The organism is Acidovorax sp. SUPP3334 (assembly GCF_030159055.1).
Taxonomy (GTDB): domain Bacteria; phylum Pseudomonadota; class Gammaproteobacteria; order Burkholderiales; family Burkholderiaceae_C; genus Paracidovorax.
The window spans coordinates 60,981-75,485 of record NZ_BQXQ01000011.1 but is presented as its reverse complement, the minus strand read 5'-3'; the positions used below and the strand labels follow the sequence as shown (position 1 = coordinate 75,485).

Annotated in this window: 14 protein-coding genes and 1 pseudogene; 4 read left to right on the top strand and 11 right to left on the bottom strand. The window is 70.9% G+C overall.

Annotated features, from left to right (window positions below):
• Positions 1-52: 52 nt before the first annotated feature.
• Genes creC through AVHM3334_RS08325 form a run of 4 tightly spaced genes read right to left on the bottom strand, consistent with a single transcriptional unit; the run spans position 53 to position 3,659 of the window.
• Positions 53-1,516 carry a two-component system sensor histidine kinase CreC gene (creC, locus tag AVHM3334_RS08340; RefSeq protein WP_284411290.1) on the bottom strand — a complete coding sequence of 488 codons (1,464 nt, stop codon included), beginning with the start codon at positions 1,514-1,516 and terminating at the stop codon, positions 53-55.
• Positions 1,517-1,566: 50 nt separating this feature from the next.
• Positions 1,567-2,268, bottom strand: coding sequence for a winged helix-turn-helix domain-containing protein (locus AVHM3334_RS08335; RefSeq protein ID WP_284411289.1), 702 nt, complete (start codon positions 2,266-2,268; stop codon positions 1,567-1,569).
• Between the two features lie 9 nt (positions 2,269-2,277).
• Entirely contained in the window at positions 2,278-2,913 is a 636-nt protein-coding gene (locus AVHM3334_RS08330) for a MarC family protein (protein ID WP_272565846.1), read from the bottom strand.
• Positions 2,913-3,659, bottom strand: a complete 747-nt coding sequence (locus AVHM3334_RS08325) for an SDR family oxidoreductase (protein ID WP_284411288.1) — start codon at positions 3,657-3,659, stop codon at positions 2,913-2,915. Before AVHM3334_RS08325 ends, AVHM3334_RS08330 begins: the two co-directional genes overlap by 1 nt.
• A gap of 143 nt (positions 3,660-3,802) precedes the next feature.
• Here AVHM3334_RS08325 and AVHM3334_RS08320 point away from each other — a divergent pair, with 143 nt between their 5' ends.
• From AVHM3334_RS08320 to AVHM3334_RS08310, 4 genes and pseudogenes are all read left to right on the top strand, one after another.
• Positions 3,803-4,492: a dienelactone hydrolase family protein gene (locus AVHM3334_RS08320; RefSeq protein ID WP_284411286.1), complete on the top strand. Its 690-nt coding sequence runs from the start codon at positions 3,803-3,805 to the stop codon at positions 4,490-4,492.
• A gap of 155 nt (positions 4,493-4,647) precedes the next feature.
• The gene (locus AVHM3334_RS08315; RefSeq protein ID WP_284411284.1) at positions 4,648-5,379 is read left to right on the top strand and encodes an acyl-CoA dehydrogenase family protein; all 732 of its coding nucleotides are present in this window, start codon (positions 4,648-4,650) and stop codon (positions 5,377-5,379) included.
• 9 nt (positions 5,380-5,388) lie between these two features.
• Positions 5,389-5,808: pseudogene (locus tag AVHM3334_RS23875) on the top strand (class I SAM-dependent methyltransferase); the annotation flags it as partial.
• 118 nt (positions 5,809-5,926) lie between these two features.
• Entirely contained in the window at positions 5,927-6,367 is a 441-nt protein-coding gene (locus AVHM3334_RS08310) for a glycosyltransferase family 2 protein (RefSeq protein ID WP_284411282.1), read from the top strand.
• Between the two features lie 150 nt (positions 6,368-6,517).
• Here the strand turns inward: AVHM3334_RS08310 and AVHM3334_RS08305 are convergent, their stop codons facing one another.
• The 7 genes from AVHM3334_RS08305 to AVHM3334_RS08275 all read right to left on the bottom strand — a co-directional run bounded on the left by AVHM3334_RS08305 (position 6,518) and on the right by AVHM3334_RS08275 (position 14,474).
• Positions 6,518-8,086, bottom strand: a complete 1,569-nt coding sequence (locus AVHM3334_RS08305) for a DHA2 family efflux MFS transporter permease subunit (protein WP_284411280.1) — start codon at positions 8,084-8,086, stop codon at positions 6,518-6,520.
• Positions 8,087-8,218: 132 nt separating this feature from the next.
• A complete protein-coding gene (locus AVHM3334_RS08300) occupies positions 8,219-9,532 on the bottom strand; it encodes an HlyD family secretion protein (protein ID WP_284411278.1) in 1,314 nt (437 codons plus the stop codon).
• Between the two features lie 56 nt (positions 9,533-9,588).
• Complete coding sequence (locus AVHM3334_RS08295) at positions 9,589-11,226, bottom strand: efflux transporter outer membrane subunit (protein WP_284411276.1); 1,638 nt, start codon at positions 11,224-11,226, stop codon at positions 9,589-9,591.
• Positions 11,227-11,239: 13 nt separating this feature from the next.
• Positions 11,240-11,770, bottom strand: coding sequence for a MarR family winged helix-turn-helix transcriptional regulator (locus AVHM3334_RS08290; protein WP_284411274.1), 531 nt, complete (start codon positions 11,768-11,770; stop codon positions 11,240-11,242).
• Positions 11,771-11,840: 70 nt separating this feature from the next.
• A complete protein-coding gene (locus AVHM3334_RS08285; protein WP_284411272.1) occupies positions 11,841-12,644 on the bottom strand; it encodes an ABC transporter permease in 804 nt (267 codons plus the stop codon).
• A 1-nt stretch (position 12,645) separates the two neighbouring features.
• Positions 12,646-13,482 (bottom strand): ABC transporter permease, encoded by an 837-nt coding sequence (locus AVHM3334_RS08280; protein ID WP_284411270.1) that lies wholly within the window; start codon positions 13,480-13,482, stop codon positions 12,646-12,648.
• Positions 13,479-14,474 carry an ABC transporter ATP-binding protein gene (locus AVHM3334_RS08275; protein WP_284411268.1) on the bottom strand — a complete coding sequence of 332 codons (996 nt, stop codon included), beginning with the start codon at positions 14,472-14,474 and terminating at the stop codon, positions 13,479-13,481. The genes AVHM3334_RS08280 and AVHM3334_RS08275 overlap by 4 nt, the downstream gene beginning before the upstream one ends.
• Positions 14,475-14,505 lie beyond the last annotated feature (31 nt).

The following is a 14,505-nucleotide window of genomic DNA, read 5'->3' as shown; positions in this document are numbered from 1 at the left end:
GTGCATCGCCGCTCGCCGTGGGCGGCAGAGGCGGCGCCCGTTGCGCCAGGCGTCAGGAGGGCGAAAAGTCGAGCTCGACCCGCAGGCCGGGCTGCGTGTTGCGCACCGCCATCGTCCCGCTGTGCAGCGCCATGACCCGCCGCACGATGGCCAGGCCCAGCCCGGAGCCGCTGCGCTCGCCCCCCGGCCGCGCGGTGGTGAAAAAGCGCTCGCCCAGCCGCGGCAGCGCATAGTCCGGCACGCCCGGGCCCGCGTCCTGCACGGCCACCGCCGGGCCTTGCAGCTCCACGCGCACCGTGCTGCCGGCCGGTGCGAAGTCGATGGCGTTGTCGATCAGGTTGGTGATGGCCACGGTCACCAGTTCGGCCTCCCACGGGCCGCTCGCGCCCTCGCCCGCGAGCACCAGATCGATGGTGCGCTGGCTGGCGCGGGCCTGTGCCTGGCGCACGGCCTGGATGGCGCAGCCCTGCAGCGATGTGGCGGCGGCGCCGTCTGCGCGCTGGCGCTGCTCCAGCTGGCTCAGCTCCAGCAGCCGGTCGATGAGGCGCTGCAGCCGCTCGCTCTGCTCCACGACCTGGGTGGCGAACTGGGCGCGGTCGGCCGGGGGCAGGTCGTCCTGCAGCAGCTCGCCCGCACCGCGGATGGCGGCCACGGGGCTCTTGAGCTCATGCGTGAGGGCGCGCACGTAGCCTTCGATGTAGTCGTGCCCTTCCAGCCGCACGCGCATGCGGTCCATGGCCCGGGCCAGGTCGCCCAGTTCGCCGGGCACCTTCGGCACGGCCAGGGGTTGAGCGGTGTTCAGCCCGCCGTCGGCCGGTCCCTGCACGCTCAGGGCGTAGTCGCGCAGGCGGCGCACGTGCCACACGGTCCACACCGTGACGGCCACGCCGACCAGGGCGGACAGGGCCAGCAGCAGCAGGCCGCCCCGCAGCACCTTGCGTTCCGCACGGTCGATGAACCGCTGCACCGACCGCGTCGGCTTGGCCACGGTGAGCACGCCGCCGATCGTGCGGCCGCCCGGCCCGTCCACCAGGATGGGCGCGGCCACGTACATCACGCCGCTGGTGTCGTCTCCCTGCACCTCGCGCGTGGCGCGGGCGCCGTACTCGCCCCGCAGGGTGCGCGCCACGTCGCGCCAGCCCGAATAGTCCTCGCCCACGGCGCGGCGTTCGGAGTCGAACACCACCCGGCCGGCGGCATCGGTCACGTAGATGCGGAAGTCGAGCGTCTGCTTGGAAAAGCCCCAGATGCCCGCATCGACCGGGCGGCTCGCGTACTGGCGAACGTGCTGCGCGAAGGGGCTCTCCGGCGCGCCCGGTGCCGTGGCGCCCAGGCGGCCCGCCGCGAGGTCGTCGCTGGCCAGTTCGGCCAGGATGTTGGCGGTGTCCACCATCATGTCTTCCATCACCTCGCGCACGCTGGGCTTGATCTCGGCGGTGAAAACGCGCAGCACGAAGAACGCCGCGATGCCGTTGATCAGGAAGAACGCGAACAGCAGGCGAATGCCCAGGCGCATGGCTCAGGCCCCTGCCATCTTGGACCGGGCGGCGTGTGGTGAAAGCGCGCTCATGACTCCAGGCAGTAGCCCATGCCCCGGTGCGTGCTGATGTATTCACGGGCGGGGTCCGCCTCGCGCAGCTTGGCGCGCAGCGTCTTGATGTGCGTGTCCACCGTGCGGTCCGTGCTTTCGCTGTCGTCGCCCCAGGCATTGGCGAGCAGCGATTCGCGCGACTGGATGCGGCCGGCGCCGCGCAGCAGGCAGGCCAGCAGCCGGTATTCGCGCCGCGTGAGCGGCAGGTGCCGCCCGTGCAGGCTCACGCGCTGGCCGGCGGCATCGTCATGGAACGGGCCCTGCGGCGGCGCTGCCGCAGCCAGCGGGGCCGGTGCCGCCGCGCGGCGCAGCAGGGCCTTCACGCGGGCGGCCAGCTCGCGCGGGCTGAAGGGTTTGGGCAGGTAGTCGTCGGCGCCCAGTTCCAGGCCCAGCACGCGGTCGAGCTCTTCGCCGTGCGCGCTCAGCATGAGCACGGGCGTGGCCTGGTGCGCCGGGTCGCGGCGCAGGTCGCGCAGCAGGTCGAGCCCATTGCCGTCGGGCAGCCCCACATCGAGCACCAGCAGGTCGAAGGGCCGGGCGCGCAGCTGTTCGCGCGCGTCCCTGAGCAGCAGGCTGTGCACGATGGACAGGCCCTCCCTTTCGAGCGCGTAGGCCACCGTGCGCGCGATGGCGGGGTCGTCCTCCAGCAGCAGCAACCGGGCGTGGGCGGTGGCCATGGCGTACTTTCAGCGTGCGACCAGCACGGGGAACAGCTTGCCCAGCCCTTCGGCCATCACCTCCACCGCCAGCGCCGCGAGGATCAGTCCCATGAGCCGCGTCATCACGTTGATGCCGGTCTTGCCCAGCACGCGCGCGATGGGGTCGGCCAGCGCGAAGCAAAGCGCCGTGGCGCCGGCGATGACCACGCCGTAGCCCACCAGCGCCAGGTGCTGCCAGAAGGTCTGCGCCCGGTCGGCATAGATCACCACGGTGGACATGCTGGCCGGCCCGGTCAGCAGCGGTATGGTGAGCGGAACCACGGCGATGCTGTCGCCCTGCGCGGCCTTTTCCGCGCCTTCTTCCAGCTCATGCGTGTGGGGTTTGGCCTCGGCCGGCTGGGCGTTGAGCATGTTCATCGCGCTGATGAGCAGCAGCATGCCCCCGCCCACCTGGAAGCTCTGCAGCGAGATGTTGAAGAACTCCAGGATCTGCAGGCCGAGCAGCGCGCAGGCCGCGATCACGCAGAACGCGCTGAAGGCCGCCACCTGGATGGTGCGGCGGCGCTGGCGCTGCGAAAACCCGTCGGTGTAGTGGATGAAGAACGGCACGATGGCCAGCGGGTTCACGATGGCGAGCAGCGTGATGAGCGGTTTCAGGTCCATCAGCGGCCTCCGGAGACGTCGAGCAGGGACAGGGTGGTGTAGCTGGCCGCGTCCGACATCAGCCAGACGATGGCCTCGGCCACCTCCTCGGCCGTGCCGCCGCGGCCCATGGGCACCTGGTGCGCCAGGTCGCGCACGCGGTCGGGCAGGCCGCCGCTGGCGTGGATGTCGGTGTCGATGAGGCCGGGCCGCACCGCATTCACGCGGATGCCCTCGGCGGCCACTTCCCGCGCCAGGCCGAGCGTGAGCACGTCCAGGGCGCCCTTGGACGCCGCGTAGTCCACGTATTGCCCGGCCGCGCCCAGGCGCGCCGCGGCGCTGGACACGTTGACGATGCTGCCGCCCGCGCCGCCGCGGCGGGTGCTCATGCGCCGCACGGCCTCGCGCGCGCAGACGAAGCTGCCCACCACGTTGATGTCGAACATGCGGCGAAGGCGCTCGGCGCTCATCTGGTCCACCCGTGCGGGCACATCGACCACGCCTGCGTTGTTCACCAGCGCGCCGAGCGGTCCGAGGCGGGCATCGACCGCCTCGAACAGGGCGACGACCTCGTCTTCCTTCGCCACGTCGGCCTGCACGGCGATGGCCTGGCCGGCTGCCTCGCGGATGGCCTGCACCACGGCGTCGGCCGCCTGCGCATCGCGGGCGTAGTTCACCGCCACCGCCCAGCCCTGGCGCGCGGCCAGCCGCGCGGTCGCTGCGCCGATGCCCCGGCTACCACCGGTCACAAGTACCACTTTGTTCAATTGCCGTCTCCTGCAAGAATGCACCGTTGGCGAAAGGTCTCGCATTACAGCATCCCGCAGGCCCGGGCGACCACCCGGCCGGCGCGTCTTTTTTCCATCCCTCCCCTCGCTTTCCATTCATCCGACAAAGGAGTCTCAACATCATGGGCAATTTCGTGGACATCACATCGGCCGACGGTTTCAAGGTGCCCGCCTGGGTCGCGCAACCAGAAGGCCCCGTGCGCGGCGCCGTGGTCGTGCTGCAGGAGATCTTCGGCGTGAACTCGCACATCCGCGCCGTGGCGGACCGGCTCGCCGCACGGGGCTATCTGGCCGTTGCGCCTGCCACGTTCGCACGGGTACAGCCCGGGGTCGAGCTGGGCTACAGCGCGCAGGACATGCAGGACGGCATGGCCCTCAAGACCGGGGTCGAGGCGTTGCCCGGCGCAGGCGTGCTGCCCGACATCCAGGCCGCCATCGACCATGCGGCCCAGGCCAGCGGCGGCAAGGTCGGCATCGTGGGGTTTTGCTGGGGCGGCCTGCTCACGTGGCGTGCCGCGTGCGCGCTGAACGGCCTGTCGGCCGCGGTCTGCTACTACGGCGGCGGCATGACCACCACCGAGGAAAGCGCGCGCACGCCCAAGGTCCCGGTGCTGGCGCACTTCGGCGACCGCGACCATTTCATCCCGCTCGACAGCGTGCAGGCGTTCGGCCGCGCGCACCCCGAAGTGGAGGTGCATGTGTACGACGCCGACCATGGCTTCAACTGCGACCAGCGCGGCTCCTACGACGAAGCCTCGGCCACGCTGGCACGCGAGCGCACGCTGGCATTCTTCGCCAAGCACATCGGCTGAACGACGCCGTTCGCGCGGGGTTTCGGCGAACCCCGCGCGCCTGCGCAGCACCCGGCCCGGCCCCCGGTAAGCCCTTTGCAGAGGCCGGTGTCTCGCAGTTCCGTGAGGCTTGAGTCCCACACAGCGTTAGAACCCGCGCCCGTAGCTTGGCGGGCATGCGCCGTGACTCCATTCCCGAACTTGGCTCCCCCGCCGGTGCCGCCGCGCGCCGCGCGCTGGAGCAGGTCCATGCCTTTCAATCCGACCCATCGCCGCCGTCGTCTTCGACCGCTGCGCGCTTTCGCTGGCTCGCACGGGTGGCCGGCGACGATGTGGTCGTCGGCAAACTCTTCGAATCCCACCTCGACGCGCTCGGCATCGCCCAGGAAATTCTGGGCGCCAGCGAAGCCGCCGCGCTGCGCCAGGCGGTCGATCCGCTGGAGGGCCTGTGGGGCCTGTGGGCGTCGGAAGGGCCGGCTGGCGCAGGGCTGCAGCTCACGGCGGAGGCCGATGGCCGCCTGACGACCGTGACCGGGCGAAAAAGCTGGTGTTCCGGCGCGGGCGGTGCCAGTGCCGCGTTGGTCACCGTGCGCGGTGCCGACGGCGGTGCGCGCCTCGTCGCGGTGTCCATGCGCCATCCTGGCGTGACCGTCACGCGCGAGGGCTGGGAGGCCGTGGGCATGGCGGACACCGCCAGCGTCGATGTGCTGTTCGATGCCGTACCGGCCTGGGCCTTGGCGCAGCCGCTGCGGCAGCGGGCGCTGCAGTGCATCGCGGTGGATGCCGGCCTGCTGCGCACCAAGGCCAGGGCCTTGCAGGCGTTCCAGAGCCAGATCCAGCCGGATGGCAAGGTGGCGTGCTGCAGCCCTCGGCCCTGCGCGCCTGGAGCGGCCGCTGCGAATGGGTGATGGCCTGACATGGCGACGCCCATCGCCGATGCCGGCCACTTCGAACGGCTCCACGCGCGCAGCGCCGACCCCTGGGGCGTGCATGCGCGCTGGTACGAGCGCCGCAAGCGCGACCTGCTGCTGGCCGCGCTTGCCCGCGCCCGGTACGCGCAGGGCTTCGAGCCCGGCTGTTCGGTTGGCGGCAACACCCTGGCGCTGGCCGCGCGCTGCGACCGCCTGATCGCCTGCGACGCGAGCCCCGCCGCGCTGGACCGCGCGGCGGCCACGCTGGATGGCGTGGACAACGTGGTGCTGCGCCGGTGGACCTTTCCGCACCACTGGCCCGATGCGCCCAGCGACCTCATCGTGGTGGCCGAACTCGCCTATTACCTGCCGCCGACGGATTTCGCACGGTTCCTGGCGCAGGTGCCTGCCCACCTGCAGCGGGGCGGCCATCTGGCGATGTGCCACTGGCGCGCGCCCGTGGCCGATGCGCACGCCGATGGCGACGGCATCCACGCCGCGGCGCGGCAGGCGCTGGCGCTGCAGCCGGTGGGAGGCTGGTGCGATGAAGACATGCGCATCGACGTGTGGCAGCTCGGCGGCACCAGCTCGGTCGCACTGGATCACCGCGCAACTGGCCTGCGCCAGCGATGCGGTCTGCGGCACCATCGGCGTCGAGGACTGGCACGAGCATCCGCTCCATGTGGCCGAGGCCTTCGCCTCGCACTACCAGGACCGCAACGGCCACCGGCACATCCACGGGGCAAATCTCGGCCTCTCCTCCGCGGCCTATCGCCGTGCCGGCGGCTTTGCCGCACTGATGGCGCACGAAGACGTGCGGCTGGTCAAAGCGCTGATCGCCCAGCACGCGACCGTGGCGTGGGTGCGCGATCCGCGGGTGATCACCAGCGCCCGTCGCATCGCGCGCGCGCCGGAGGGGTTCGCCGCGTGGCTGCAGGCGCGCTGGCATGCGGGCCAGGAGATGCCGATCGCCGTCGCGACCTGAGCGGACCGCGCCGCTGCGCGGCGGGCGCGGCGTTTTCCGTCCCGGGTGATCGGAGGCTTTCCCCCTTGCGACAAGGCACTATTGGTCAAATAGGCCTCCAGCGCAATATCCACTAAGGGGTATTGCTATGTTATTTATAGCAATCGGATTTCAGTGCGCGCCCGCTGCCGCATCGGCGCTTCCCGCGCTCGCCTTGATGGGGTGGGCCAGCCACACCAGCGGAATCAGCAGCATGAACAGGATCGCCGAGGCGTAGAAGATGTCGTTGGCCGCCAGCATGAACGCCTGCTGGTTGACGAGCCGCTCCACCTGGCCCAGTGCCTGCTCGGGCGTGAGGCCGCTGGCCTGCAGGCCTTGCAGCGTCTGCGTGACGACGCCGGAGCCCTGCTGCAGCCCCTCGGTGAGCTGGGCGTGGTGCAGCGTGGCGCGCCGCTCCCAGAGCGTGGTCGAGACCGATGTGCCGATGGCCCCGGCCGTGATGCGCATGAAGTTGGACAGCCCCGAGGCCGACGGGATGCGCGCGGGGGCGATCTCCGACAGCGTGATCGTCACCAGCGGGATGAAGAAGAACGCCATGGCGATCCCCTGGATGATCGTGGGCACCATGATGGTCGTCAGGTCGGCCTGGGTGTTGAAACGCGAGCGCATCCACAGCACCAGCGCGAACACCAGGAACGCGAAGGTGGCGAAGCGCCGGGGGTCCACCTTGGCGATGTTCTTGCCCACCACGGGCGAGAGCACCAGCGCCAGCAGGCCCACGGGTGCCAGCACCTCGCCGGCCTGCGTGGCGGTGTAGCCCATGTACTGCTGCAGCCACAGCGGCAGCAGCACCACGTTGCCGAAGAACAGGCCGTAGCCCACCGACGTGGCCAGCGCGCCGGCCCAGAAGTTGCGGATGCGGAACAGCGTGAGGTCCACCACCGGGTGCGGCTCGCCGCGCTCCCAGATCATGAAGGCGATGAAGCCCACCACGGCCACCGCGGCGCAGGCCACCACCCAGGGCGATGCGAACCAGTCGTGCTCCTTGCCGATGTCCAGCATCACCTGCATGGCCGCCACCCAGATCACCAGCAGCGCGAGGCCGATGGAGTCGATGGGCAGCGCGCGCCGCTCGGATTCGCGCTTGTGGAAGATGCTCCACGTGACCAGCACGGCCATGATCCCGACCGGCACGTTGATGTAGAAGATCCACGGCCAGCTCATGTTGTCGGTGATCCAGCCGCCCAGCAGCGGCCCCATCACCGGCGCGATGAGCGTGGTCATCGACCACATGGCCATCGCCAGCCCGGCCAGCGCCTTGGGGTAGCTCGACAGCAATAGCGACTGCGACAGCGGAATCATCGGCCCCGCCACGAAGCCCTGCAGCGCGCGGAAGGCGATCAGCGTGGCCATGTTGGGCGCGATGCCGCACAGCAGCGAGGCGAGCACGAACAGCGTCACGCTGGCCACGAACAGGCGCACCTGCCCGAAGCGCTGCGACAGCCAGCCCGTCAGCGGCACCGCGATGGCGTTGGCCACCGCGAAGCTGGTGATGACCCAGGTGCCCTGCGTGGGGCTCACGCCCAGGTCGCCCGCGATGGCGGGCAGGGACACGTTGGCGATCGACGTGTCCAGCACGTTCATGAACGTCGCGGCCGACAGGGCCAGCGTGCCCCACATGCGCGCGCTGCCTTCCAGGGGCGGCGGTGCCAGGGGCGGAGAAGTGGTGGCGGAAGACATGGTTCAGCGTTTTGTGGGAGTGGTTCTACGGCTGGCCCGCTCCGGCAATGCGGAGCGGGTCTGTCTCGGGAGGGGCTCGGTGCCTGGGGCCGGGCAGGGGGGCCAGGTCAGGTCAACTCAGGTCAGCTCAATTCAATGCGACGCAGTGGCGGCAGGCGCCATCGCCACCTGTGCGCCACCGGCCTGCCGCGCCGGCGCCGCGGCCAGGGCGGATTTGTAGCCCGGGCCGGCATTGGCCGTGATGATTCGGGCCACATCGGCTTCCGCGCCCTTGTCCAGGTCCTGGTACACGGCGGTCTGGGCCACGGCCTGGGTGCGGGGCGCGTCGGCCAGCAGATGGCCGCTGCGGTCCTGCGTGTCCACCGTCACGTCCATCGACAGGCCCACGCGCAACGGGTGGGCGCGCAGCTGTTCGGCGTCCAGCGCGATGCGCACGGGAACGCGCTGCACCACCTTGATCCAGTTGCCGGTGGCGTTCTGGGCCGGCAGCAGCGCGAAGGCCGAGCCCGTGCCCACGCCCATGCCGGCGATGGTGCCGGTGTATTCCACCTTCTTGCCGTACAGGTCGGCCGTGAGCCTGGCGGGCTGGCCCAGGCGCAGGTTGCGCAGCTGGTTTTCCTTGAAGTTCGCGTCCACCCACACCTGGTTGAGCGGCACCACGGTCATGAGCGGCGTGCCGGCGGCCACGCGCTGGCCCAGTTGCACGGTGCGGCGGGCCACATAGCCGTCCACGGGGGCGGGCAGGTCGGTGCGGCGTGCGGCCAGGTAGGCCTCGCGCACCTTGCCGGCGGCGGCCAGCACGTTGGGGTTCTGGTCCACGGCAATGCCCTGGGTGAGCGACTGGTTGCTGGCGAGCTGCTCGCGCGCCGACACCACGCCGGCTTCGGCGGCCGCGAGCGCGGTGCGCGCCGAGTCGAGCTGGTTCTGCGCGTGGTTCAGCTCTTCCTTGGAAACCGCGCCGTTGCCCGCCAGCGCCTGGCGCCGCCGCAGGTCGTCGGTGGCGCGTGCGATGTCGGAACGGGCCTTGGCCACATCGGCCTGGCGCAGGTTGATCTGGGCGGTGAGCGAGCCGTTGTTGGAGTACAGCGTGCGCGCCTGGCGAACGGCCTGCGCCAGGCCCGCTTCGGCCTGCTCCAGCGCGACGGCGGCATCGGCCGGATCGAGCTTGACGAGCGGCGCGCCGGCCTTCACGAAGTCGGTGTCGTCCGCCAGGATGGACATGACGGTGCCGCCCGTCTGCGGCGTGATCTGGATCACGTTGCCCTGCACGTAGGCGTTGTCCGTGTCTTCGTAGTGGCTGGCCACCAGCCAGTCGTACACGCCCCAGGCGCCGCCGGCCAGCACGACGACGGCGGCGAGCGAGATCAGGGCCTTGCGGCGGCGCCCCTTGGCGGCGCCTGGATCTGCGGGGGTATCGGGAGTGTCGGGGGTTTGCGGTGCGTTCATGGAAAAGGCTCCTCGCGTCGGAAATGCGTTGCGGTCTGAATGAATGGGAGAACGGCTCAATGCGCCGTGTTGGAGGCGGCCGTGGTGCCGGCAGGCGCCGTGGCGACCGTGCCGGTACCGCCTGTACCGGTGCCAGTGCCAGCGCCAGTGCCGGGCAGGGGGGCTGCATAGCCCCCGCCGAGTGCGCGGATGAGCGCGACCTGCGTGTCCAGGCGGCGGGCTTCCAGGTCCACGGCCTGGCGGCGCTGCGCGAGCACGGCGGTCTCGGCGGTGAGCACGTTCAGGTAGTTGCCCAGGCCCGCCTGATAGCGCTGGCGGGCGATGTCGTAGGCGGCCTCGGCGGCCTCCTGCGCGTTGCGCTGCTCGGCCTGCTGGCGTTCGATCGAGCGGGACGAGGCCAACTGGTCGGCCGCGTCATGCACGGCGTCGATCAGCGCGGCGTTATAGCTCTCGACCGCTGCATCCACATCGGCGGCCTTGCCGCGCAGGTTGGCGCGCAGGCGGCCCGAATCGAAGATCGGCAGGCGGATCGCCGGGCCGATGCCCCATTCCTTGCTGCCCGCCTGGGCGAAATGGTCCAGCCCGATGGACGACAGGCCGAGGAACGCGGTCAGGTTCACGTTGGGATAGAACTGCGCCTTGGCCACCGCCACGTCCTGGGTGGCGGCCTCCACGCGCCAGCGCGCGGCGGCCACGTCCGGCCGACGGCCCAGCAGATCGGCCGGCAAGGCGGCGGGGATTGCTATCGAATGAATAGCGTTCAGCGCAGGAAAATCAATGGCAAGCGCGGCATTGGGCTGTCCAACCAACGCACCCAGGGCATTGCGGGTCAGCGCGATCTGCTCCTGGATCGCCTCGATCTGCTGGCGCGCCTCGGGCAGGCCGCCCTCGCTCTGGCGCCGCTCCAGTTGCGTATCCAGGCCTGCATCCACCCGGTCGCGCACCAGGCGCAGCGTTTCGTTGCGCTGGGCCAGCGTGCGTTCGGCCACACCGAGTTGGGCCTTCAGGCGCGCCAGCTGGAAGTAGCTGCGGGCCACGTTGCTGGCCAGCAGCAGGCGTGCGGCTTGGGCATCGGCCTGCGCGGCGTTGGCGCTGCCCAGGGCGGATTCGAGCGCCGCGCGGTTCTTGCCGAAGAAATCGATCTCCCAGCTGCCGGTGAGGCGCCCCGTTCCGCTGTTGAGCACGCTGCCGGCCAGCGGCGGTGGGTACGGGCCGTTGGCGCTGTAGAGCTGGCGGGTCACGTCCAGGCTGCCGTTGAGCTGCGGGCCGTCGGCGGCGCGCGCGGTCTCGATGAACGCCTGGGCGCGGGCGATGCGCGCCTCGGTCGCCTTCAGGTTGGGGTTGGTGGCCAGTGCGCGGTCGATGAGCGCGTCCAGCTGGCTGTCGCCGAAGCCCAGCCACCAGTCGGTGGGCAGCGTGGCTTCGGCGAAGGCTTTCTGCGCGGCGCCCGCGCTGCCGGCAGGGGCTGCCAGGCCGAGCGATGCGGCATCGTGCATCTGCGCGTGCGGCGCGATGCCGGACATGTCGGCGCAGGCCGTCAGGCCCGGCAGCGCCAGCAGCGCGATGGCCAGCGTGGCGAAGTACTGCAGCGCGCCGCGCAGGGGGCTGCTGGAGGAGGGTTCGGCGGCCGGTGCGGCGCCGGGCAGGGCCGTGTCGGCCGGAGCGTGCGAGGGGCTGTCGAAAGTGACGTTCATGGCTTGCTGACTCTCAGGAAAGACTGGGTGTGCCCGTGTCGGCCGCAGCGCCTAGCGCTTGCAGGTTGCCGTGGATGCGCTGCAGGAAGTCCTGCAACTGGCGGTACTCCGCCGGCTGAAAGCCCTGGGCGCAGATCTGCTGCACGCCGCCCAGGATGTCGGGAATCTGCGCGGCCGCCGCGTGACCTTCGGGGGTGAGTTCGATGTGCACGACCCGGCGGTCCTCCACCGAGCGCGTCCGGGTGCACAGGCCCTTGGCCTCCAGCCGGTCCAGCAGGCGCGTCATGCCGCCGGCGTCGAGCTGGCACAGGCGCGCCAGGCCCGCGACGGTGTTTTCGTGGTTCAGGTACAGGCGCAGCAGCGGCTTCCATTGCGCGTCGGTCAGGCCCAGGGGTTCCATGCGGCGCTCGATCTCGCTGGCGACGATGCAGACGATGCGGCGCATCTGGTAGCCGATGCTTTCTTCCACCAGAAAAGGAATGCCCGCCACGGTCACGGGGGAGGGGGACAGGCCGGAGACAGGTGTTTTGCGGACGTCGATCATGGCCGCAACAATAATTGTCTAGACAAACATTGTCAAGTCGCTATTTGCCGTGTCGTGTTTGCGGTTCGGCTCAACTGCCGGTCGATGCGTAGCGGCGCAGGCCCAGCCGCCAGGCCCCGAAGGCGGCGCCCAGAAAGGCGAAGCCCGCCAGCGGCGACACCCAGCCCAGCCAGCCGGGCGCGCCCAGCGGGTCGGGGTGGGAGAGGATCGCCAGGCCCGGGTAATACGCCACGCAGGCCAGCGGCACGGCGAACGTCAGCAGGCGGCGAAACCACCGCGCGTACAGTGCCAGCGGGTATTGCGCGGCCTGCACCCCGCCGTAAGTGAGTACGTTGGCGATCTCCAGGCTCTCGACGGTCCAGAACGCCAGCGTGCCCTGCAGCACCAGAATGCCCAGGAACAACGCCACCCCGCCCGCCACGGCCCAGGCGGCCAGCGCCACGGTGGCCGAGGTCCAATCGATCGGTGCCTGCGCGGTCGCGAACGCCAGCACGGCCAGGCCCTGCAGCAGCCGGCCCAGCCGGCTCAGGCGCAGGTCGTGCCCCATGAGCTGCAGCGCCAGCGGCCGGGGGCGCAGCAGGAGCCGGTCGAACGCGCCGGTGCGCAAGAACTCGGTGCCCAGCACGTCGAAACCGCGTCCCAGCGCGTCTGCCACGGCGAACATGCAGTTCACCAGGCCGTAGAACAGCGCCACTTCGCCCAGGCTCCAGCCCTGCACGCTGCCGAAGCGGTGAAACAGCGCCCACACCGCGATCACTTCGATGCCGGTGGCGAGAAACTGCCCCACGGTCATCAACAAGGCCGACGCCGGGTAGCGCGCCTGCGCGTGCAGCGATGCGCCAGCCAGCCGGACGAAGAGTGCGAACGATCCCATCTCAGCCGCCCTGGATTTCGAGGTGGCGCAAGGTGCGCTGCATCGCCAGGCGGCCCAGCGCCACCAGCACGGCGATCCAGAAAACCTGCAGGGCCAAACCCGCCGCGGCCTGCGCGCCGGCCCATCGCCCGAAGTACAGGCGCGTCGGAATGTCCAGCAGCCCCGCCAGGGGCTGAGCGACGAGTGCCCACTGCCAGGCATCGGGCAGCAGCGTGAGCGGCAAAAGGTTGCCCGACAGCACCACCACGGCCGGCACGGCGAGCGCATTGATGCCGCGCTCGTTCAGCGCCGCGGTCGTGGCCACGTTCAGCAGCATCACGAGCGCGGTGGACAGCAGCAGCGCGAGTGCCGCCGAAACGGCGGCTGCCAGCGCTGCGGCCGAGTCTGCCGGGGGTTGCCAGGCCCATTCGCGCCAGCCCAGCAGGGGCAGCAGCAGCGCGGCGAAGGCCGCCATCAGTGCCAGCCGCGGCAACACCCGCGCCGCGATCCAGCCCGCGCTGCGCGCGAACCACAGCCCGTAGGCATCCACCGGCCGAAGGCGGTCGTACGCGACGGCGCCGGTGCGCACGGCCTGGGCCACCTCGGGGTCGCCCGACCACGGCAAAAGCGCCAGCAGCCCCTGCGCCAGCCACGTATAGGTGATGGCCTGCTGCAGCGGCATGGGCGCCCCCGAGGCGCCGGCACCGCCGTAGAACGCGGCCAGCACCATCACCTTGATGCCGCCCCACCAGCACTGCGTGCCGAAGCCCGCCAGCGCCGCCGTGCGGTACTGCAGCATCTGCAGAAAGCGCGAGACGAAGGCCGCGCTATAGGGGCGCAGGGCGAGCGGGGGCCTCATGCCTCGGCCGCCCCGTGCAGGGCATAGAAGCGCGCGATGACTTCTTCGATGGCCAGGCCTTCCAGCCGAAGGTCCTGCACGCCGTGCGCGGCCACCAGTTGCGCGATGAGTGCCGGCGCCGTGGTGACCGCCGGATCGAACCCCAGCACCAGGGTGCGGCCTTCGCGGGCATGGACGGAAACGCCAGGCTGCGGCGCCAGCAGGGGCGCGTCGAGAACGAAGTCCACCACCAGGCGCCGCTCGGCCATCACCTGGGCGCGCAGGGCTTCGACGGGGCTGTCGGCCAGCACGCGGCCATGGCCGATCACGATCACGCGCCCGGCCAGCGCCTCGATGTCGTGCATGTCGTGGGTGGTGAGCAGCACGGTGGTGCCGCGCTCGCGGTTGGCGCGGCGCACGAAGTCCCGCACCGCGAGCTTGGACGGCGCATCCAGGCCGATGGTCGGTTCGTCGAGAAACAGGATGTCCGGTTCATGCAGCAGCGCCGCTGCGATCTCGGCGCGCATGCGCTGGCCCAGCGAGAGCTGGCGCACGGGCTGGGCCAGCACGCCTTGCAGCGACAGCAGCGACACCAGTTCGTCGCGAGCGCGTCGGTAGCGCCGCTCGTCCACGCGGTAGATGTCGCGCAGCAGATCGAACCCCTCTCCCACCGGCAGATCCCACCACAGCTGGGTGCGCTGGCCGAACACCACGCCGATGCGCGCGACGTGGCGCTCGCGGTCGTCGCTGGGGTGGCGGCCATCGATCTCCACGCGCCCGCCGTCGGGCCGCAGGATGCCGGAGAGAATCTTGATGGTGGTCGATTTGCCCGCGCCGTTCGGTCCGATGAAACCCAGCAATTCGCCGCGCTCCAGCGTGAACGACACGCCCGACAGGGCTGCCACCGTGCGCGTGCGCCGGTGCAGCAGGCCGCGCAGCGCGCCTCCCAGCCCCGGCGCGCGCTCGGCGATGCGGTACGTCTTGACGAGCTGATCGACGAGGATGTGGGCCATGGGAGAAACGCCGGCAAGCCGGGCGGCGCGG